General features: G+C 44.4%; 18 protein-coding genes. 7 read left to right on the top strand and 11 right to left on the bottom strand.

What is annotated here, in order from left to right:
• On the top strand, window positions 1-1,129 hold a 1,129-nt coding region (locus tag SLU01_RS15370; protein WP_246111013.1), incomplete at its 5' end, for a Gfo/Idh/MocA family protein.
• Between the two features lie 15 nt (window positions 1,130-1,144).
• Here the strand turns inward: SLU01_RS15370 and SLU01_RS15365 are convergent.
• The 7 genes from SLU01_RS15365 to SLU01_RS15335 all read right to left on the bottom strand — a co-directional run bounded on the left by SLU01_RS15365 (window position 1,145) and on the right by SLU01_RS15335 (window position 8,863).
• Window positions 1,145-2,233 carry a DUF4179 domain-containing protein gene (locus SLU01_RS15365; protein WP_170232729.1) on the bottom strand — a complete coding sequence of 363 codons (1,089 nt, stop codon included), beginning with the start codon at window positions 2,231-2,233 and terminating at the stop codon, window positions 1,145-1,147.
• Window positions 2,214-2,765, bottom strand: a complete 552-nt coding sequence (locus tag SLU01_RS15360; RefSeq protein WP_147059921.1) for a sigma-70 family RNA polymerase sigma factor — start codon at window positions 2,763-2,765, stop codon at window positions 2,214-2,216. The genes SLU01_RS15365 and SLU01_RS15360 overlap by 20 nt, the downstream gene beginning before the upstream one ends.
• Window positions 2,766-2,895: 130 nt before the next feature.
• Window positions 2,896-4,338 (bottom strand): S-layer homology domain-containing protein, encoded by a 1,443-nt coding sequence (locus SLU01_RS15355; RefSeq protein ID WP_170232728.1) that lies wholly within the window; start codon window positions 4,336-4,338, stop codon window positions 2,896-2,898.
• Window positions 4,339-4,595: 257 nt separating this feature from the next.
• Window positions 4,596-5,618, bottom strand: coding sequence for a DUF4179 domain-containing protein (locus SLU01_RS15350; RefSeq protein WP_147059918.1), 1,023 nt, complete (start codon window positions 5,616-5,618; stop codon window positions 4,596-4,598).
• Entirely contained in the window at window positions 5,593-6,141 is a 549-nt protein-coding gene (locus SLU01_RS15345) for a sigma-70 family RNA polymerase sigma factor (protein ID WP_147059916.1), read from the bottom strand. The genes SLU01_RS15350 and SLU01_RS15345 overlap by 26 nt, the downstream gene beginning before the upstream one ends.
• 248 nt (window positions 6,142-6,389) lie before the next feature.
• Complete coding sequence (locus SLU01_RS15340) at window positions 6,390-7,244, bottom strand: DUF2167 domain-containing protein (RefSeq protein ID WP_147059915.1); 855 nt, start codon at window positions 7,242-7,244, stop codon at window positions 6,390-6,392.
• A 425-nt stretch (window positions 7,245-7,669) separates the two neighbouring features.
• Window positions 7,670-8,863: a coenzyme F420-0:L-glutamate ligase gene (locus SLU01_RS15335; protein ID WP_147059913.1), complete on the bottom strand. Its 1,194-nt coding sequence runs from the start codon at window positions 8,861-8,863 to the stop codon at window positions 7,670-7,672.
• Between the two features lie 110 nt (window positions 8,864-8,973).
• On the opposite strand from SLU01_RS15335, the gene SLU01_RS15330 reads away from it, so the two are divergent.
• Both SLU01_RS15330 and SLU01_RS15325 read left to right on the top strand, forming a co-directional pair.
• Window positions 8,974-9,855 (top strand): LysR family transcriptional regulator, encoded by an 882-nt coding sequence (locus tag SLU01_RS15330; RefSeq protein ID WP_147059911.1) that lies wholly within the window; start codon window positions 8,974-8,976, stop codon window positions 9,853-9,855.
• A 119-nt stretch (window positions 9,856-9,974) separates the two neighbouring features.
• A complete protein-coding gene (locus SLU01_RS15325; protein WP_147059909.1) occupies window positions 9,975-10,517 on the top strand; it encodes a GNAT family N-acetyltransferase in 543 nt (180 codons plus the stop codon).
• A 63-nt stretch (window positions 10,518-10,580) separates the two neighbouring features.
• Here the strand turns inward: SLU01_RS15325 and SLU01_RS15320 are convergent, their stop codons facing one another.
• Window positions 10,581-12,089, bottom strand: a complete 1,509-nt coding sequence (locus SLU01_RS15320) for an APC family permease (RefSeq protein WP_147059907.1) — start codon at window positions 12,087-12,089, stop codon at window positions 10,581-10,583.
• 128 nt (window positions 12,090-12,217) lie between these two features.
• Window positions 12,218-13,873: an ABC1 kinase family protein gene (locus SLU01_RS15315; RefSeq protein ID WP_147059932.1), complete on the bottom strand. Its 1,656-nt coding sequence runs from the start codon at window positions 13,871-13,873 to the stop codon at window positions 12,218-12,220.
• Window positions 13,874-14,261: 388 nt separating this feature from the next.
• Here SLU01_RS15315 and SLU01_RS15310 point away from each other — a divergent pair, with 388 nt between their 5' ends.
• Complete coding sequence (locus SLU01_RS15310) at window positions 14,262-14,975, top strand: sulfite exporter TauE/SafE family protein (protein ID WP_147059905.1); 714 nt, start codon at window positions 14,262-14,264, stop codon at window positions 14,973-14,975.
• 68 nt (window positions 14,976-15,043) lie between these two features.
• Here SLU01_RS15310 and guaC read toward each other — a convergent pair whose 3' ends face one another.
• Window positions 15,044-16,027 (bottom strand): GMP reductase, encoded by a 984-nt coding sequence (guaC, locus tag SLU01_RS15305; RefSeq protein WP_147059903.1) that lies wholly within the window; start codon window positions 16,025-16,027, stop codon window positions 15,044-15,046.
• A 252-nt stretch (window positions 16,028-16,279) separates the two neighbouring features.
• Here guaC and SLU01_RS15300 point away from each other — a divergent pair, with 252 nt between their 5' ends.
• From SLU01_RS15300 to SLU01_RS15295, 3 genes are all read left to right on the top strand, one after another.
• Window positions 16,280-17,848, top strand: a complete 1,569-nt coding sequence (locus tag SLU01_RS15300) for a sensor domain-containing diguanylate cyclase (protein WP_147059901.1) — start codon at window positions 16,280-16,282, stop codon at window positions 17,846-17,848.
• A 19-nt stretch (window positions 17,849-17,867) separates the two neighbouring features.
• Entirely contained in the window at window positions 17,868-18,044 is a 177-nt protein-coding gene (locus tag SLU01_RS18050) for a hypothetical protein (RefSeq protein WP_170232727.1), read from the top strand.
• 113 nt (window positions 18,045-18,157) lie between these two features.
• Window positions 18,158-19,003, top strand: coding sequence for a class I SAM-dependent methyltransferase (locus tag SLU01_RS15295; RefSeq protein WP_147059899.1), 846 nt, complete (start codon window positions 18,158-18,160; stop codon window positions 19,001-19,003).
• Window positions 19,004-19,478: 475 nt separating this feature from the next.
• Here the strand turns inward: SLU01_RS15295 and SLU01_RS15290 are convergent, their stop codons facing one another.
• Window positions 19,479-19,742 carry a DUF2188 domain-containing protein gene (locus SLU01_RS15290; RefSeq protein ID WP_147059898.1) on the bottom strand — a complete coding sequence of 88 codons (264 nt, stop codon included), beginning with the start codon at window positions 19,740-19,742 and terminating at the stop codon, window positions 19,479-19,481.
• Between the last annotated feature and the right edge of the window lie 95 nt (window positions 19,743-19,837).

The raw sequence follows: 19,837 nt of genomic DNA, 5'->3' as shown, positions 1-19,837 counted from the left end.
GCAGGGAGTTCTCATTGAAGTACGAAGAGTTCTCGTTAAGTTGCATGAAGGGTCCATTCTTTCAAACAAAGGCCCATTCTTCCTGCGCCAAGGTCCATTCTTTCCGCATGAAGGTCCATTAAAACATTGCAATCGAGGACTCGTATTAATTTACATACAACGTCAAGGGGGAATCACTATGATACATATCGGCATCATCGGCCTCGGAGCCATTGGACAAAGGTTGATTAACCAATTCAAACAACATGACGGGGTCACAATAACAGCTGTGTGCGATCAAATGGATACACTTGCCCACGAAACAGCTGACAAATTAGGCGATGTGAAAGCCTATACCGACTATAAGCAATTACTTTTGAACGAAGAGGTAGATCTTGTCTATGTGGCAGTGCCGCCGAAATTCCACCACACCATCGTGATGGATGCAATTCAGGCGAAAAAACATATCCTTTGTGAAAAGCCGTTGGCGAATTCGCTGGAGGAAGCGAAAGAGATGGCGGATGCGGTGAAAGAGACAGGTATCGTGCATGCCATGAACTTTCCGCTGAACTATGGCCAGGTGGCAACGAAGTTTGCGGAGTTGATTAACGAAAACTACATAGGTCAGCTGCGGCGTCTTCAACTTTCCATGCACTTCCCGGAATGGCCGCGTGCCTGGCAGAAAAATGACTGGGTTGCAGGGCGTGAGCAGGGTGGCTTTGTCCTCGAAGTCGGTGTCCATTTCATCCAGCAGACACTGAAATTATTCGGCGAGCTTCATAATATCCAAGCACGTTTGGAATTCCCGAAAGACCCTATGCTATGTGAGACGGGTATCATTGCCACTGCAGAACTTGCGGACGGCACACCTGTATTGATTGAAGGGATAAGTGGACAAGCTGGAATAGAGCATATTGGATTTTCCGCATATGGATCAGAAGGCGTCCTGAAGTTGGAAAACTGGGGTGAGTTACGAGGAGGAAAAACGGGCGAAACACTTGAATCGATTTCAGTAGAAGAAGTCACGCCAAGTCGATTGATCGATGAACTCGTCAAAGCGGTAAACGGTGGAGAAGCAGCAGATCTATATGACTTTGAAGTCGGCTATCAAGCGCAGAAGGTATTGGAGGAATTAAGAAAGGAAAAATAGAGTGGACGAATCCCTCTATTTTTCTATCTCAATCACGATTTCATCCATTTCAAACTCTTCCATTGGAGCGGTGCTATCCTGATTGCGGTAAATTGCACCGTATTCGGTTGTGCCGTCTCTTTCTAAAAGCTGTACGACCGGCGTGATAATCAGTTTTGTCGCTTTCGGATCAAGTCTTTCAAATGTATTGGTATGATTAAGGAGAGTAGACGAATTGCTGCTTCCGCCGTTATGTCGATTCGCGTATTCATTTCCTATATCATCTTTTACGACAATATCTACCGTAATAAAATCCCATAGTTCCATCAACTCTGTTGTTAGGTTTTCATCATAATAGATCATGAACGACATTGGCGTATACATCACTTTTTTGACGGTAACAGTAACATCATTTTGTTCGACTTTATTATTGACGAGTTGTTCTTTATTTTCCGTAGCGTGCAAGTCGAAATGGAAAGTCAAATTCACAGGTACTGGTTGACCGTCCATTGACTCATCTGGCACGACCTCATTGATTGTGAACTCAAAACTGCCTTCATCTAATCGATCAACAGGATAAATTTGGGCTGTTGTAATGCCGGCATAATGAGTACTGTCAATTTTCTTAATGTCATGTCTAGTTGAAAGGGTCCATATATCAGTGTTATCAAGTAAGTCAGGCATACCATCCAGCCAAGGGGACTCGCCAAGATTCTTTTCAGACGTCAGCTCGTACGTGACGTATAGCGTTTTCCCATCAAATATAGCTTCGTTTACTGTCATGCTAATTCCGTTATCCTCCTGCGTCATCGCAAGCTCTTTTGCTTGTTCACTATAGTTCTCAAAGAACCCGTCATCGTTAAACCATTTAAACACTTGCCCAATAATCGGGATTTCCTGCGCGAACGAAGTGAACGATAGTCCAAACAATGCAGCCGATGACAACCCAATCGAAATCGATGCTGCGGCGGCTATTTTCCGCCACCTAACGGGCTTTGGCCTTCTGATTTTCCTTTTCAGATCCCTCTTCATTTTCGCCTTTTCCGTCTCGCTTACTTCCTCTGCTTCAAACTGGCTGACGTCCATTTCAATATCATTTAAGTGGTCATACACGTCCTTCTTCATACAATAACCTCCCATTATGCCGAAGAATCTTTTTTCCTCTGTACACCCGATTGTCGACGGCGGATTTGCTTAAATTGAGCCGTTCCGCGGTTTCTTCCGCTGAAAATCCAAGCAAATATCTCATCATGAAAATCTGCCGGTCGATTGGTTCCAGTTGATGAAGCAGTTCATTCACCGTATCTTCCGCCTCGTCCTCAGCAGCTGTCTGGATCGGGATCTCCAAGTACTCTGATGTCACCTCAAAGTTCCTTGCCTCTTTTCTGTAATAGTCGATCGCTTTATATTTGGCGACCGCGCAAATCCAGTTTTTAAAGGCATTTTCATCATTTCCACGGAACTTCTTTGCATTTTGCCAAAGCGCAAGAAAAACATCATTCATGCATTCGTCTATCAATTCCTCCCGTTGAAGCGGTCCAAGAACTTGCCGCACAACACTTTTCAGCAACGGCAAATAGCGATCGACGATATAGTCCAGAGCATCTTCCTTTCCGGATTGGAGACGTTTAATAAAGTTGGATTCATTTGCCTTCATAGTTTTCTCCTTTATTCCTTTGTAAAAGCTTTTACACCCTATATAACGAAAAGGGAACGGCGGAATTCGCAAAAGAATTTGATGAACATTCAAAACCCCTTAACCGCTTTGCGTGGTTAAGGGGTTTACATTAATGGTACCTGTCTGAAAATGTTGCCCTCACGTCAATAATGGAGCCGATTTTACGGACATCTATAGACAATTCCTCAATAGCGCCTTTGCTGTCGGGGAATTTTATGTGCACTATGCCTTCCGAAATGCCTTTAATCGTAAACTTGTTGGATTCCTTATCTCGTGTCACGCTGGCAATCTTTCCGCTGCCTTCAGGAAGGACGTGTTTGCCGAGCTCATTTGGCGTTCCGCCGGGGTCGATTGTTACTTCGGGTTGTTCTTTTGCCGTTCGGATGAATAAATTGAAAGAGGATTCATGAACCGCAGCAGAAACACCGTAACGGACGGTCTTTCCGTTTTCATAATGTACGATCGCAACGTATTCTCCAGGATCATCAATGGAGAAACAGGTGGACACAGCTTGGGTGACCGCGTAGTTACATGGCTTGAGTTTCACTTCCTCCTGTAGCATTGTACCTTCCATCGTTGCGAGCGAAACCTTATTCACTTTATCGGGCCCTGTGTTCAGGCTGACCTCGGTTGAAGTAATGTCTTCCGATTGCTCAAGCTTCACTTTCCATTCCCCGTCTTCTTGCTTCACATGAACGTAAAATTTCTGGTATTCCTCATGAGACTCTTCTCCCGTAACAGGATCTTTCGTTCTTCCAATTAATGAAAGAGCGGCGGTCCCTTCGCGCATCGGAATAATTTGAATTTCTTTCCATATAGAACGATCACTCGGGATTGAATGAATGACATCGTCTACTTGATCATAGCGTGAATACGTATAGAAAGAATCCCATCCGTAGTCCGCCGCTTTTAATGTAATCGTCGACTCTTTCACTTTCTCCGTCTTGACGATCAGCACAGCAGCCTGTGCCCTGGAGATCGGGGCATTCGGGCTGAAAGTTGTCAGGGATGTGCCGGATGTGATGCCCATTTTGTATAAGATATTAATCGTCGTCTGATGGCTCGCCAAACTTTGTGTATCAGTGAATGGATTCTCGCTGCTGCTGTAGGAATATGGCGGGAGCCCGAAAGTCTTCACGAGAATGGAAGCCATTTGCGCTCGTGTAATCGAATCATTCGGTCCAAACCGTCCATCTCCGTACCCATTAATGACACCTGCATTGGCGAGCGCGGCAATAGCGCCATAGTTCCACTGTGATTGTCTCACGTCCTTAAACTTGGGATCCTTGACATTCCTCGTGTCAAAGTTACGCAGTTTCGCGATGATTGCTGCTGCCTGTCCACGTGTGATGGATGCAGCTGGCTTGAATGTTCCATCTTCATAACCGCCGATGATATTCCGTTCCGCAAGCTCATAAACCGCATTGGCATAAGGTTTCGTCGATGGCACATCTGTAAACTTACTGGCGCTGGCCGCGCTCGCTTGAGATACGAGCAGAATACCCGCTGCGGCAAATGCACCCAACGACAACTTCAGTTTTTGAGCGAACATAGGATGCCTCCTTTGAAAATTAGCATTCATTGCTAGTATTCTAACACGGAAAACTACGACTATTCTAATGATAGCGGTTTTGAGCTTACAGGGGTGTGTAGGATAGTCTATAAATCCCGGAATGACCATATGTCTTGGGAAAGGACCGATACCCACCACCAATTCATCGGTGAGCAACGTTTCCGATAGGATTAGCCGTGTTTAATGCAAATAAAAAACTGCCAGCCTCTATAAAAGGCTGACAGAAAACAGAGCATTTACAATTCCACTTCAACATCCTCAAAGTAAATCACTTTTGCGCCTTCAAGCGTGCTCACCGTCGCAAAAGGATGAAAAATGAGTTTCGTTGCCATTGGATCTAGGTTATGGATTGTTGCGCTCCATTGCAGATCCTCGGCAGTCTGTGCACTGCCATCCGCGAAACCGCCATTATAAGGAACTTCGTATTCATTGCCTAAGTCATCTGTCGCTTTTAATTCAGCCTCGACTGCAGTCCACTCATCGAGGATTGCCGGATCAACCAATTGCTGATAGAAAATATTGAAGGTGAGTGGTGTCTTTCTCACTTCTTTAATTTCAACCGCAACTCCTTCTTTTTCAACTCGTTTATTCAACGTTTGAACTTCAGCTTCGATTCGTGGCAAGGAGAAGTTGAGCTGCCAGTTGCCAGTCACTTCTTTTTTATCGCCAATCAGCTTTTCTGGCTCCCAGGAGATGTCCACTTCATCGGGAATCCCTTCAAAATGGGGAGTGATCGTCATAATACCCGCATAGCCGAGTCCATCTACTTTCTCAAAAGAAGCGCCGGCATTTCCGGCGGGCACGCCCTCAACAGATGGCCAGCCATCAAACATTAGAGCCGAGCCGTAATTTTTCCTTGTTTGAATCGTCACTGCCAAAGTGATGGTCGTCCCATCGAACACCCCTTGGTCGATATTGATTAAAACGCCTTTATCCTCCGCGGTCCGGCCGACATCGGTCGCAAGCTGCCCGAATTTTTTGTAGGCTGGTTGGCTAGTCGATCCAAAAAAGTCGAATACATTACCGATGATCGGCAATTGGCTGATCATATTCGCCATGACGTGGTTCAATGCCATCGTCCCGCCTAAAATGCTGATTGCCAAAACAGCGGCTGCTACATAGCCGATTCGACGCCTGCGATCTCCTTTACGAGGTGGAGCGTCCCCTTTGAATGAACCCTCAATGATCGAATCCAGCTTCTCACTCGGCACAGGAATTGCTTCCATCGTCTCTTCAATAACTTTCGTTTCGTCTTTCATCCTTATAAACTCCCTTCATTTTCGTTTTCAACAGGGCAAGACCCCTATGTAAGTTCGTTTTGACTGTACCTTCGGGGCAATCCAATATATCCGCAATCTGGCTGACCGTGTAATCATGATAAAAACGCAAAACAAGGGCCGATCTGTATTTGTCATCCAGCTCATAAAGGACGGTTGCCAAGTCCAACTTTTCTTCCATCAAGCCATTGTTCTCTTCCACAACATCATGTATCGGCAAGCTATCCATTGCGATGACCTTTTTGCTTTTCCGAATCTCCTTTAGGGAGACGTTGATACAAATCCGTGTTGCCCACGTACTGAAATACGCAGGGTTCCGTAACTGATGGACAGACTCGATGATTTCCAAAACAGTTTGCTGAAATACTTCCAGCGCGTCATGCTCATTTTTCATATAAATAAATGCCATCTTATATAGCCTATCTTTCTCTTCCTTCAATAACAGTTGCAATGCATGCTGATCACCTTTGATCGCTTGCTTCACAAGCCGTTCCTTCTTTAGCATGAAATCACCACCTTCTATAGATTAGGGGAGCGAGGAGGGGAAAACGTTTCAAGGTTTTAGTTGGGGATTAATTAAAAGGAAGGAAGAAGAAAAAAAGACAAAGAGGAGTGTAGAAGGTAAGTCCCGAAATGACCATATATCTTGGGAAATGATCGATATCTTCCGGGAAATGATCGATATACCTGAAACTGCAATAAAAAACTGCCGACCAAGTATAAAGGCCGACAGGATTATTAATTTCTATTCACTTACTCTCCTGCAGGTTCAACGGGCTCAGTCTTTTTCTTCTTTTTCCGAAGAAAGCCCCAAAGAGCAGCAACACCAGCTATGATCAAAACGCCAAACTTTTTACCAAATGCAAGGAGGACTGCGATTAAGCCAGCCTTTTTGGCGACGGCTAAACCGGCTCCGCCTAGAATAATCGCGGATAATCCGTATCCAGCAACTTTATCTGTAGACTCATCAAAGTCAGTGTATTTTTTTCCGTCTTTTACATTCAATTGGGCAAGTATTTTTTCATCGAGCAACTGCTTGTTGGCTTCCCGATTTTGTGGGTCTGTTACAAGGATGATTGAAATCGTCCCTTCCCTAGTAAGGATACGTGTATTGTAATTCAAAAATGTTTCTTTATTTTCATCTTCAAGCAATAGTGACCAAGTGAGGTTGTGGGTTTTTTCATCGTAAAAGGGCTCGACATCCCACCCAGTGACATAATAACGGTCACCCGGTTCACGCTCTTTATTCACTTCTTTGGCGCCATCCTTATAGCTTTTCAACAGAGCCTTGGTGTCAATCTTCTCTTTTTCAGCGTCTTTTATGTGGCCCGTTTCTTCATACTCAAAGAATACTGCCCAAGATTCACTGTCATCCATCGGGAATATACTCCCCACTTCTAATCCCGAGACGGGTTCGCCGTATTCGACTGACATTTGCTGCGTATCTTCTCCGTCAAGAAAGATAAAGTCGGGATCGAGCTCAACGTCCGCTATCGTTCCTAGGTCAACCGATACGCCGCCTTCAATCCAGTTATAATAACTATCTGCACTTGCCGTCGTGCTAAGCATCAAGCAAAGCACTGCAAGCATTCCCACTAATCGCTTCATCGTGATAATTCCCCCGATACCTTTTATAGTTTCCAATACCTTACCCGTAGCCCTATTTATTCCAAATGAAACCAAGTATGATTATAGCAATTTGCATTTAGAAAAATTATGGTTTTCTGTAAGTTAGGTATTTTGATTAAGGAATTAATTACTAATTACTAGTAATCAAACCTAAAGCCGGCAGGCTGTTGGATTTACTGGAATTCATTATTTTTCCAGTGGAGAAACAAATGAATAGCACGGTTGGAAACAGGAAAAGCGTGGATGTTGCAGGGGAAAGTATGATCCTAACGTCCTGAAATGACGATAACAATGTGACAATGACCGATAACATTGTGATAACGACCGATATCCGGAAAACCATCCTTTCGTAGCGGCGCTCCAAATGAAAAAGCCCTCAGTCAATGACCGAGGGCTTGTCTTTCTTACTTCGTATAGTTATCAAAATATCCTTGAATGAAAATAATTGGAGTCCCTTTATCGCCGCTGCCTGATGTCAAATCGGATAAAGAGCCGATGAGGTCAGTCAGTTTACGAGGAGTTGTCCCTTGGGATGCCATCGAGCCGACGAGATCTTCCTCTTTGTTCTCGATGAACTCGTTGATCGCCTTTTTCAATTCATCACCGCGCAGGTCAGCGAAATTGTTGTCTGCAAGGTATTTTAATTTAATTTCATTCGGTGTGCCGTTAAGGCCTGCTGTGTACGCAGGAGAAACGACTGGGTCCGCAAGTTCCCAGATTTTCCCGACCGGATCTTTGAACGCGCCGTCGCCATATACCATGACTTCAACCGTTTTGCCGGTTTTCTCTTTCAGCATCGCTTGGATGGAGTCGACGACCGGCTGGCAGTTGCGAGGGAAAAGTTTCACGCTGTCTTCTGTCGCTTTGTTGGAGCCGAGCAATCCATATGCTTCGTTATAGCCGCTGCCGTCAACTGATTCTGCAAGGATATCGTCAAGGCTATAAACCTTTTCAACACCGTTTGCTGTCAAGATGCGTTTCGTACGCATACGTGTGTGGATATCGCAAGTGAGTACGTTTTTCGTGTAATCAAGGATCGTCTTCGCGTTATTCGAGAAAATGACCTCGCATTCAACGCCGTACTCTTCAATAATTGACTTATAATAATCGATATAATCGACGCCTGTAAATGTATGTTTATTGTAGCCGAAATGGCTGCGGAATTCTTCTTCATTCAAAACATCCGTCCAAGGGTTAACACCCTTTTCGTCGAGTGTATCGATATCGACAAGGTGATTGCCGACTTCATCGGAAGGGTAGCTAAGCATCAATACAATCTTCTTCGCTGCACCTTTCGCGATGCCGCGTAAGCAGATGGCAAAACGGTTTCGGCTTAGAATCGGGAAGATAACGCCGATTGTGTCGTCGCCGAATTTAGATGCTACATCTTTCGCAATATGATCAATGGTCGCGTAATTACCTTGCGCCCGAGCTACGATAGATTCCGTGACGGTGACGATATCTCTGTCATTAATCGTTAATCCTTCGACTTCTGCTGCCTTCAATACGCTATCTACAACGATTTCCTCGATATTGTCCCCTTTATTGATAATTGGGCATCGAAGACCTCTGACAACCGTTCCAACTACTCTTTCCAATGTAATCGCTCCTTATCGAAAACTATACTGACGATCTACTTGTACTATACTACTGTTTAGTGGTATAAGTAAAATTAATATATCTAATAATGGATATAAGGGGTGTTTATATGGTTATCAAACTTGATTTATATCGTATATTTTGTGTCGTTGGTAAAAATCAGAGCTTTTCCGGTGCTGCGAAAGAGCTATTCATGACACAACCTGCTATCAGCCAATCGATCATGCAATTGGAGAAGGAGCTGGATACACGTCTTTTCAATCGTACCCCCAAAGGCGTTACACTAACAAACGAAGGAAGCCTTCTGTTGGAGTATGCTAATTCCGCCATCAATTTAATCGAAATTGGAGAAGAAAAGATTGCTGAGTTCAAAAACCTGACAATCGGCGAGCTGCGAATCGGCGTGGGAGATACGATTTCCAAGTATTTTTTACTTCCCCAATTGGAAGCCTTCCGTAATCGATACCCGAATCTCAAATTAAAAATCGAAAATGGAACGACGGATTCGCTTATTTCATTGTTAAAGTCTGGCGGGGTTGATATCGTCGTATGCAATTTGCCTGTCGATGACCCTTCGTTAAATGTAACCCCTTGTATGGATATTCATGATACGTTCGTCTATGGCGATAAATACAGGAAGTTGCTTGCAAGGCCTATTGGATTTCGGGAACTTGCCAAGCTCCCGCTCATTTTCCTTGAGCCGAGTTCGAATTCACGGAAGTATGTCGAGGATCATTTTCTATCCAAAGGCGTGAAAATCTCCCCTGAATTCGAATTGGGCTCGCATGATCTTGTCGTTGAGTTTGCAAGAATGAATATGGGGATTGCCTGTGTCACTAGGGAATTTACGAAAGACTACTTGGAAAGTGGTGCACTCCATGAGGTTCAGTTGACAGAACAAATTCCATACAGGAGCATCGGCGTCTGTTCATTAAAAAGCGTACCGCTATCACCCGCATCATCAAGATTTGTAGAGCTAATTGAAGGGTGACAGGGAGCGAGTGAAGAATGTTTGTATGTGAAAGAACGGTGCCTATGAAAAAATTCACATTTCACTAGAAAACTATATTAGAATTAAAAGCTAAATAATAGTAAAAAGGGATTGGTAGAATGTTTGCATATAAAATTGATGAAAGTATTGAATTGCGGTTATTAGAAACAAGACATGCTGACCGGCTTTTTCGATTGACGGATCAATCTAGGAACAGTCTTCGAAAATGGCTGCCGTGGATAGATTTTACAAAGACAGAGGAAGATTCAAGGAACTTCATCGGGGGAACAATGCAGCAGTTCGCTCGCAACGACGGCTTCCAGGCTGGCATTTGGTACAACGGAGAGCTTGCCGGGGTGATCGGTTTGCACGGTATTAATTGGTCAAACAAATCGACATCCATTGGCTATTGGCTCGGAACTGGATTTGAGGGCAAAGGCTTGATGACGAAGTCTTGCCAGGCAGTTGTTGATTATTGTTTCAATGAATTAGAGCTGAACCGGATTGAGATCCGTACAGCAACTGAAAATGTAAAAAGCGCGGCCATTCCGCAACGGCTCGGCTTCAAGCAGGAAGGTCGTTTGCAACAGGCAGAGTGGCTATACGACCAATTTGTCGATCATTATGTATTTGGATTGGTGAAAGAAGAGCAGAAAAGATAAACTCCCTTAAGAATCAGGTGCCTGCCACCAAAACAATTGTGAATTGTTTTGGTGGCGGGCACCTTAGATGATTGCGGGTTTCTTTTTCTTCTGTGCAGGAGCATTTTCGGTATCCATTACTTCAGAAGCGATTGTCTTTCCGAGTACATACAACTCCGTTTCCTCTTGCGATAAGCTGTTGTAACGCTTGCGCATCGCTGCGTAAAAACCGCCGCCTACGATTGCCCAAGCGAGCAGCATGATGTAGGAAGGCATGGATAATGCAGCTGGGGAAGTCGGGATGAGAAGAAGGGCAAGGAACGCAGAGCTTGCGATGATGCCCGTCAATGCCAATGCTTTCTTCACGGGTGCAACTTCTCTTCCGGCATCCTCTTGCTTCCACGCCAACACTTTATAGGCGGCGATACAAGTGAAGAGGTAGGCGACGGAAACGCCGGTCGACGACATGTCGACAATCCATGACAGCGCTTGTCTGCCGAACCAAGGCATCGGCAATGTGATGACCGCGACGAACCAGATGCCCCAGATTGGCGTTTGGTTTTTCTTCGTAACTGTACGGAATGCGTTCGGCAACGCGCGTGCACGTGCCATTGAAAATAGCAGTCGGCTCGACGACATGTAAAACCCGTTAAGCCCAGTGAAAATCCCCATGATGATGGCAATCGCCATGACGATCAATCCAGCTATGCCGAGCGAAGACACGACGACATCGCCCGTAAGCCACAGGTTGCCTTGCTCGATGGACGAGAGGCTTGGAAATGTCCAGGCAGTCAAGCCGATCATGATGGCGTAAATTAGTGCCGAAGTGAATAAGGACGCCACGATGAGCATCGTTGCTTTTCTTGGTGAAAACTTGAATTCCTCCGCTGCTTGCGGAACGTTATCGAATCCTACGTAAGCCCATGGCGCGATTGCCACAATAACAAGAATGGAAGTGAGAATCGATTGATTGCCGCTGAAATAAGGTTTTAAGTTCTGAAAAGGCTGATCCGCGAATCCGAACGTGAACAGTCCGAGCACGCCAACGCCGCCAATTAGTAAAAGACTGAAGTAAAATTGGATTCGCCCGGATAGGCTTGTTCCAGTCGTGTTAATAAACGCGAATAGCAAGATCAGCAATGAAGCGATGATGACTTCAGGCGCGTACACGTCCCACCCGGCGACTGTATAAAGATAAAACCGATTCATGAAATCAGGTGCGAGAAATTTAAGCAATAGTGTAAATGCCGAGGCATTCAATGCGACGATTGACAGGTAACCGAGCGCAAGGAACCAACCGCAAATAAAAGCCCATACCTTTCCTGCTGCGATGAATGCATATGTGAATCCCCCGCCAGATACAGGGAATTTTTTAATCATGACGCCGTAACTTGAGGCGATGACCATCATGAGCAATGCGCCGATGAAAAGGCCGATCATTGCTCCAAGTGGACCCGAATCTTTGATCCAATCGCCCGGCAGGATGAATGCTCCCCAGCCGACCGAAGACCCGAGCGCAATTGCAAATACCCAAGACGGTTTTAAAGTTTTCTTCAACTTTCTTCTACTACTATACGGTTCTGAACTCTCCATAATTGCTCCCCCTAATTAACTAATAAGCTTCACTTTCCCTATTCTGAAATAATGAAACTAATAAAGAGGGAAATGCTAAGGTGCCTGCCACCCGCGCAATTCTGAATTGTGCGGGTGGCAGGCACCGTTTACTTTCTTCCGGATCGGCCGATGAAGTAGATCAGGAAGAGGAACATAAGGAGGAAGAGAATGAATCCGGCTTCAATGACTGGGAATTGCCAGAGGATGCTCGTCCGTCCTGCAATGGCGGAACCGATGAACAGGCCCGCCAAGAGAATGCTAAGGGACAGCAAGATGATGCTGAATGACAGGCGGTTGCTTGTCTGGTCTAGCTTACCGAGGTACATTTTCAGTTGTTGGGCGTTCACATCCAAATGGAGTTTTCCTTTACGAATGGTCGTTGTGATTGCCTTTAATTCCCTTGGTAAACGGGAAAGGAAACCTACACTTCCGACAATTTCAACCCATGAGTTTTCAATGATCTTCTTTGGGTTGTAGCGTTTCCACATTAACTTCTTTCCGAAAGGTTCAACAGCCATCATCATATTTAAGGATGGGTCCAGTTTCGAAATAACGCCTTCCAATGTAAGAATGGATTTTCCTAAAACTGCGATTTCGGTAGGTATTAAAATTTGATGGCGATAGGCAACTTGAAACAGTTCAATAAAAATCGTGCCTAAGCTTACTTCATCCAAGGAGACATCATAATACTTGTTTTGCAGATCATCCATGTCTCTTCTAAGTGCCCGTAAATCCGTTTCTTCAGATATGAAGCCCATTTCTAAAAAAAGTTCGACCATGCCTTCCGTGTTCCGATTACGCATATGGATGATAAAGGGGGCGAACTGCTCTTTTAGTTTATTGTCAAGCCGTCCTACCATTCCAAAATCTAAATAAGCCACGACGTTTTCAGGCAAAATTAGAATGTTTCCTGGATGCGGATCGCCATGGAAAACCCCTTCATCTAAAATTTGGTGGAGCATTGAATCGAAAATCTTCCTGGCAATTATCTTGCGATCATACCCGCCTTCGTCAAGTTTTTCCAAGTCATTCGCTTTAATCCCTTCTATCTTGTCCATTGTCAGCACTTTACCTGTTGTAAAATTCCAATGGACTCTTGGGATGACAACGGTCGGTTGTTTTTCAAATTGCTTCGCGATGCGCTCACAATTGCGTCCTTCCACACGGTAATCGAGTTCATTATGCAAGGATCTCGAAAATTCAACGATCATTTCACGAAGACGATAGGTTTTCGCCCAATCTGTCCGTTCCTCCAAGAAACTGGCCAAATCGCTCAAAATGGCAAGGTCCATTTCCATCGTCGGTCGGATATCGGGACGTTGCACCTTGACGGCCACCTGTTCACCCGAATGCAAAGTCGCAGCGTGTACTTGTCCGATAGAAGCGGTAGCTAATGGTTCTTCTGTAAATTCGCTGAAGATCTTCTCAAGCGGTCCCTCCAACTCTGTCTCGGCAATCTCCCGAATTTGTTCAAAAGGAACGGGCGTAACATGATCAAGCAACTTTTCCAACTCGAACGCAATCATCGGAGGAACAAGATCACGCCTTGAACTTGCAATTTGGCCTAGCTTAATGAAAGTAGGTCCCAGCTCCTGTAATGCCTGTCGAAGTTTCGCGCCAATCTCCTGCATGTTCATATCAGTCGGTTCATGCTTAGATGCATTGCGGCTTATTAGACCTAACCGTAATAGAAAACGGCTAAGACCATTTCGTAAAAAAGCATGAATGATCTCTTTAAAACGTTTTGTATGGCGAATTTTCATTTTCAAAAAAACTCCTCCAGTTTCCTGTAGTGGCTGTATGACAGATATACCCTTTTGTTTGTCGGGTTATCCATAGGATCTGGAGTTCGGTGTGTATTGGGAGTTGGTTGTGTTGCGAAAGGAGTTGGTTTCGTTGGGGGAACGGATGCTTGTGTAGCAAGTCGATTTACTTGTGTGCAAGCCCGTTTGATTGTGTTACGGCGATTTGGTTGTGTTGCCGGGGGATTGGTTGTTTTGCAAATGATATTGATTGTGATACGACCTGGTTTGCTTGTGTTGCGATTGGATATGACAGTTTAAGTTCTATAGAAGCTTGCGTATATTTCCTTTTTTAAATCAAAAAAATGGTACACTAGAAAGAATCTATACATATAAAGTAGGGATTCAATTGGACATTATACTTTTCATCGCAATTATCTTAATTGCTTCTATCCTTCAAACCGGGACTGGCTTTGGCTTCTCAATCGTCGCAACGCCTTTTCTTCTTTTATTATTCGATGCGCGTGACGCCATTCAGATCAATTTGCTTCTCTCATTAGTTATTTCACTTGCGATGTTCCGCAAGGTGAGGACTGATATTGACATGGATGTTATGAAGCGGTTCATTGGAGGTGGCATTATCGGATTGCCTATCGGGATTATTGTATTCCTGTTAGTCGACATTCCGAAGTTGAAGTTTGGTATAGGGGTCGTCATCCTTGTTTTGACCGCACTCTTGCTCCTCCGGCTTCGCGTCAGGCAAACGGCGAAAAGAGATGTTGCCATCGGTAGCCTATCGGGTTCTTTGACGACGAGCATCGGTATGCCCGGACCGCCTTTGTTGCTCTATTTCTCAGGCACGGATACAACTAAGGAAAAGCTCAGGGGGACGACGTTAGCTTATTATTTATTCATTTATTCCATCAGCTTGCTCATTCAAGTGATCTTTGCTGGAACGAGCAAGACAGTATGGACATCGAGTCTGTTGGCATTACCGCTCGTGTGGCTCGGATTATACGCGGGCCAATATCTATTCCTCAAGGTTAATCAAACCGGATTTCGCCTATTCATGTACGTGATCCTTTTATTCACAGGCATTTATCTACTTGTAGACAGTCTGTAAATCCGAAAGGCGCAAAACTCATTTATTCATACAAAAAAAGGGCTGGCAGTCGCCAACCCTTTGCGATTTCAATAAACCTTATCGCCATTAAAGATGGAATTTTTCACGATTACATAATCCACCGTACGAATAGCTTCCAATTTCTTTCCACCCGCATATGAGATGGAAGATTGGAGATCCTGCTGCATTTCAGTCAATGTATCTTGCAATTTCCCTTTGTATTCCACATGCATTTTCTTACCTTCAACGTTTTTCTTCTCGCCTTTTTGGAATTCCGACGCAGATCCGAAATACTCCTTGAACACTTTGCCGTCCTTCTCAATCGTTTCGCCCGGTGATTCTTCGTGTCCGGCGAAAAGGGATCCAATCATCACCATGGACGCGCCGAAACGGACCGATTTTGCAATATCGCCGTGTGTACGGATTCCGCCGTCTGCGATGATCGGCTTTGTAGCAGCTTTTGCGCACCAACGAAGTGCAGCTAACTGCCATCCACCTGTTCCAAAACCTGTCTTGATCTTCGTAATGCAAACTTTCCCTGGCCCGATGCCGACTTTAGTAGCGTCAGCACCTGCATTTTCAAGCTCACGTACAGCTTCTGGCGTACCGACATTGCCCGCGATGACAAATGTCTCAGGCAAATGCTTTTTCAAATGCTGGATCATACGGATGACTGCATTTGAATGACCATGCGCGATATCGATTGTCACATAATCAGGAATGAGTCCATCAGCAGCCAATTGCTCAACGAATCCATACTCTTCTTCTTTAACACCGACACTAATGGAAGCGATCAGTCCGCGTGCATGCATATCTTTTATGAAATCTACACGCGTTTCAGGATTAAACCGGTGCATGATATAGAAATATCCACCTTCAGCTAACTGAATTGCAATTTTTTCATCAATAATCGTCTGCATGTTCGCAGGGACGACGGGTAAAGCGAATTTATGTTTACCTAATGTGACGGAAGTGTCACATTCTGAGCGGCTATTTACTATACATTTGTTAGGAACTAACTGAATATCTTCATAATCAAATACTGTATCCATTTAAATACACTCCTAAATACGAATATTATTTGTTTTTATTTACTAATCGTTCGTACTTTTGTAATTTACATCATTTTATCGGATCCGTCAACCGCTTTCATGTTCCAAAAAACGTAAAAGTCTATACAATATCCTTAACGATGGGGTTTGTCGTTTTAAAATTTTTTTATTTCACAAGGGAGATGGATGTTCAATAGGTATTTAGGTGATATGATGGACTGGCGAATACAACATTGGGGGACATATTAGTTCATGAGGTTATCGTTAAAATATTTAATAGCATTGGTTGCACTGTTATCGGTAATTTTAACAATGACGGCTAGCATTATTTCGGGGTATCGTGCGGAGCAGCAATCATTGATTGAAAGTACATTGGAAACGAATCAGGCATATGCGGAAAAAATGGCGATTACAACAGATGGTTTCCTGTCATCTACGTTGCAGTCTTTAAAAATAAGTGGAAAATATCTTTCTTCATATATGAGTTCAGAATACGTAGATGATTATTTGATTCCTGAAGCAGACCGGATGAGAGAACAGACGAATACATTCAATTCGGTTTCAATCGTCGATAAAGAGGGTCAAATTCTGGCCACCTCCCCGCAAACATTGGACCTGATGGGGAAAGAGTTAGACTCGATAGGTGGCAAGCAGGCACTGAAGAAGCGTGAGCCCTATATTTCTCAACCGTATGTCGGATTAACAAATCGTCTCATCATTTTCATCTCCTCTCCGATTGTAGACGAGAATGGCAGATACCTTGGATTAATCGGCGGAACGATTTATTTGAAAGAGGACAATATCCTTCAGGAAGTATTGGGTGAACACTTTTATGAGAATGGTTCGTATGTTTACGTTGTCGACCAAAGCGGAAGAATCATTTACCACCAAAATCATGATCGTGTAAATGATATCGTTTTGGAAAACCCAGTTGTGAAACAAATCCAATTAGGCAAAAGTGGTGCCATGGAGGTCGTGAATACCGAGGGCATCGAAATGCTGGCCGGCTATTCACCGATTCCCCTAACAAATTGGGGGGTAGTGACGCAACGATCAAAGAAAGAATCGTTGGCTCCGTCTATCACGATGATAAAAGAAATGGCTAAGATGACGGTCCCTTTTATCATCATTTCCTTGCTAGTCATTTTATACATTGCACATCAAATTGCAAATCCACTAACAAAATTGGCATCTTATGCGGAATCCAGCACGGAAAATAATCAGGAAGAGAAAATTAATAAAGTGCGTGCCTGGTATTACGAAGCGATTCAATTGAAGAAGGCATTGAATTATAGCTTGAATTTCTTTCAGGACAGGGTGAACTTCTTCATTCACCAATCTACAATCGATCCACTGACGAAACTGAAGAACCGTCGGGCGATGGATGCCTATTTGAAAGAGTGGACAGAGCAGGAAACCCCTTATGCAGTGCTCATATTTGATATCGATAAGTTCAAACGTATAAATGATACGTATGGACATTCTGTGGGGGATGAAGTATTGAAGTACTTGGCAGAGTCCATGCATTATGTGACTAGGAAAGATGACGTTTGCTGCAGGTTCGGTGGAGAAGAGTTCGTGATCCTGTTGCCGGAGACCGATCAGAAAGCCGCATTTCAAATCGCAGAACGATTGCGTAAAAAGTTGGAAAGCACAGTCAGTCCTTGCGGGGAAGTGGTGACCATTTCCATCGGTATTGCTACATGCCCTCAGGACGGAACGCATCCGGCAGAGTTGTTGGAGTTGGCCGACCAATGTTTATATGAGGCGAAACGGACGGGACGTAATCGGACGGTTGAATGTGCTACACTGATGAAATAAAAGCGAGGAGGACATAATCATGCAATATTCAAAGTCGAAAATGGAACTGCTTGTGAAAAATAACGCAGAATTGACGAAGCGACTTAAGCAAATTATGAAAGAGCATGAACTGGAGAAAAGTTTTGCCTTGAAGGCATTGTACCATGCTGAAGTGAAGGAAAGCGGAAGGTTCATGAAGGATTACCAGGAGTTGTAATCAATAAGAAGCGGCAGCGTAGAAAATACGCAGCCGTTTTTTTGAACGCAAAAAGGAGAACCTTCAAATTCTTTAAAATGGTATGATAGTCCAAAAGGGCAAGGAGATGGATTATGAATCAAGACGCAATGGATTATATAGTTGGCTGCATGGCGACCTGGGATGGAGAAAATACAATTCAACGCATTCAAACAGAGCATCGACTCAAGCTTGTTGAATTCTGGAATATACGAAAAGGCAGCCGTGTGCTTGAAATTGGATGCGGTCAAGGGGATACAACTGCTGCATTGGCATATGTCGTCGGGGAAGACGGTTTTGTCCATGGAATCGATATTGCACCCGCTGGCTATGGGGGGCCCATCACACTTGGGGAAGCGCGCGACTGTTTATTGAATTCCGCGATGGGAAGCAGAATGAAAATTGATTTTGAAGTGGATGTTCTTTCGGAAAAAATGGATTTTCCTCCGATGTCTTTCGATTATATTGTCTTTTCACATTGTGCATTTTATTTAAAGTCAGCGGAGGAGCTTACCTCCATTTTGCGCAAGGTACGGAAGTGGGGGAAGCAATTGTGTTTTGCAGAATGGGATACGCGAATTCATAAGATTGAGCAATACCCACATCTATTAGCGGTTCTTATTCAGTCACATTATGAATGCTTCAAGGAAAGCAGTGTTGCGAATGTGCGGACTTTGTTTGCACCTGGCGATATTCTGCGGATTGCAAAGGAAGCAGGTTGGACAATTGCACGCGAGCAAATTATCCAATCACCGAATTTACAGGATGGGCAATGGGAAGTTGAAATGACATTGAATGAATATGAAGGGGAAATCAATCATCTGGAAAGAGTTCCGGATAAATTAAAGTCACTGTTGCATTCAGAATTAGAATTGTTAAAGGCAGCGAATGAAAAGACGGGCGTGCAACCGTTATCAGTGTTTGCGTTTGTCGCTGAATAAAAAAGTACCGGAAGCCACAAGCTCCCGGTACTTCTCAATCATGCTTCAAATCATAGCGCTGTTTAATTGACTTTGGAAGCCAAATTTCCCCACGCTCGGGACATTAAGCGCCGTTTAAATGCCCGTGGACGCCTAAATTTCCCACGCCCGGTACATTAAGAGCCGTTTAAATGCCCGTGCGAGCTAAATTTTCCCTCTCCCGGTACATTAAGAGCCGTTTAATTGCCCGCGGAAGCCAAATTTCCTCGCGCCCGGTACATTAAGAGCCGTTTAAATGCCCGTGGACGCCTAAATTTCCCGCTCCCGGGACATTAAGAGCCGTTTAAATGCCCGTGGACGCCTAAATTTCCCACGCCCGGAACATTAAGAGCCGTTTAAATGCCCGTGTCAGCCCGATTTCCCCGATTGGGGGCAATTAAAGAAAAAAGCTGTTCAGAAAATCAGTTTGTACTGACTTTCCGGACAGCTGCGTTTCTTACTTACCACCGTAATCCAGTTGTTCTTTGATTTTCCCATCATCGCCGTGGATGTAAACCATTGTTCCCGCCTCTTCTGCCATCTGTTTTGCCTCTTCAATCGCTTCGTTATGAGAATTTGAAGTGTATGCTGGTTCGTCGTTGCCTTCCTTCTTCACGGCCCATCCTTCTTCATCATGCGGAACGACATGGAATCTTGCATCGTCTGTTCCCGCGCGATCTTCGAAATATTCGTCTTGGTCTCTTTTGTTATCTTTCGCCATGCGATGGCCACCTCCATTGTAAGAATCTCATATCCTCTCATTACCCGTTTAGAAGGAATAAAAACAGCAGTGTCGGCGGTAAACCGATGCTGCTG

This window comes from Sporosarcina luteola (assembly GCF_007991495.1).
GTDB lineage: Bacteria > Bacillota > Bacilli > Bacillales_A > Planococcaceae > Sporosarcina > Sporosarcina luteola.
This window is presented reverse-complemented; position numbering and strand designations above follow the sequence as displayed.

Bases quoted from the DNA above. Each gene is read 5' to 3' on its own strand.
- SLU01_RS15365 (WP_170232729.1), bottom strand. From the start codon at position 2,233: ATGAAGAAGGACGTGTATGACCACTTAAATGATATTGAAATGGACGTC.
- SLU01_RS15360 (WP_147059921.1), bottom strand. From the start codon at position 2,765: ATGAAGGCAAATGAATCCAACTTTATTAAACGTCTCCAATCCGGAAAG.
- SLU01_RS15355 (WP_170232728.1), bottom strand. From the start codon at position 4,338: ATGTTCGCTCAAAAACTGAAGTTGTCGTTGGGTGCATTTGCCGCAGCG.
- SLU01_RS15350 (WP_147059918.1), bottom strand. From the start codon at position 5,618: ATGAAAGACGAAACGAAAGTTATTGAAGAGACGATGGAAGCAATTCCT.
- SLU01_RS15345 (WP_147059916.1), bottom strand. From the start codon at position 6,141: ATGCTAAAGAAGGAACGGCTTGTGAAGCAAGCGATCAAAGGTGATCAG.
- SLU01_RS15340 (WP_147059915.1), bottom strand. From the start codon at position 7,244: ATGAAGCGATTAGTGGGAATGCTTGCAGTGCTTTGCTTGATGCTTAGC.
- SLU01_RS15330 (WP_147059911.1), top strand. From the start codon at position 8,974: ATGGTTATCAAACTTGATTTATATCGTATATTTTGTGTCGTTGGTAAA.
- SLU01_RS15325 (WP_147059909.1), top strand. From the start codon at position 9,975: ATGTTTGCATATAAAATTGATGAAAGTATTGAATTGCGGTTATTAGAA.
- SLU01_RS15320 (WP_147059907.1), bottom strand. From the start codon at position 12,089: ATGGAGAGTTCAGAACCGTATAGTAGTAGAAGAAAGTTGAAGAAAACT.
- SLU01_RS15315 (WP_147059932.1), bottom strand. From the start codon at position 13,873: ATGAAAATTCGCCATACAAAACGTTTTAAAGAGATCATTCATGCTTTT.
- guaC (WP_147059903.1), bottom strand. From the start codon at position 16,027: ATGGATACAGTATTTGATTATGAAGATATTCAGTTAGTTCCTAACAAA.
- SLU01_RS15300 (WP_147059901.1), top strand. From the start codon at position 16,280: ATGAGGTTATCGTTAAAATATTTAATAGCATTGGTTGCACTGTTATCG.
- SLU01_RS18050 (WP_170232727.1), top strand. From the start codon at position 17,868: ATGCAATATTCAAAGTCGAAAATGGAACTGCTTGTGAAAAATAACGCA.
- SLU01_RS15295 (WP_147059899.1), top strand. From the start codon at position 18,158: ATGAATCAAGACGCAATGGATTATATAGTTGGCTGCATGGCGACCTGG.
- SLU01_RS15290 (WP_147059898.1), bottom strand. From the start codon at position 19,742: ATGGCGAAAGATAACAAAAGAGACCAAGACGAATATTTCGAAGATCGC.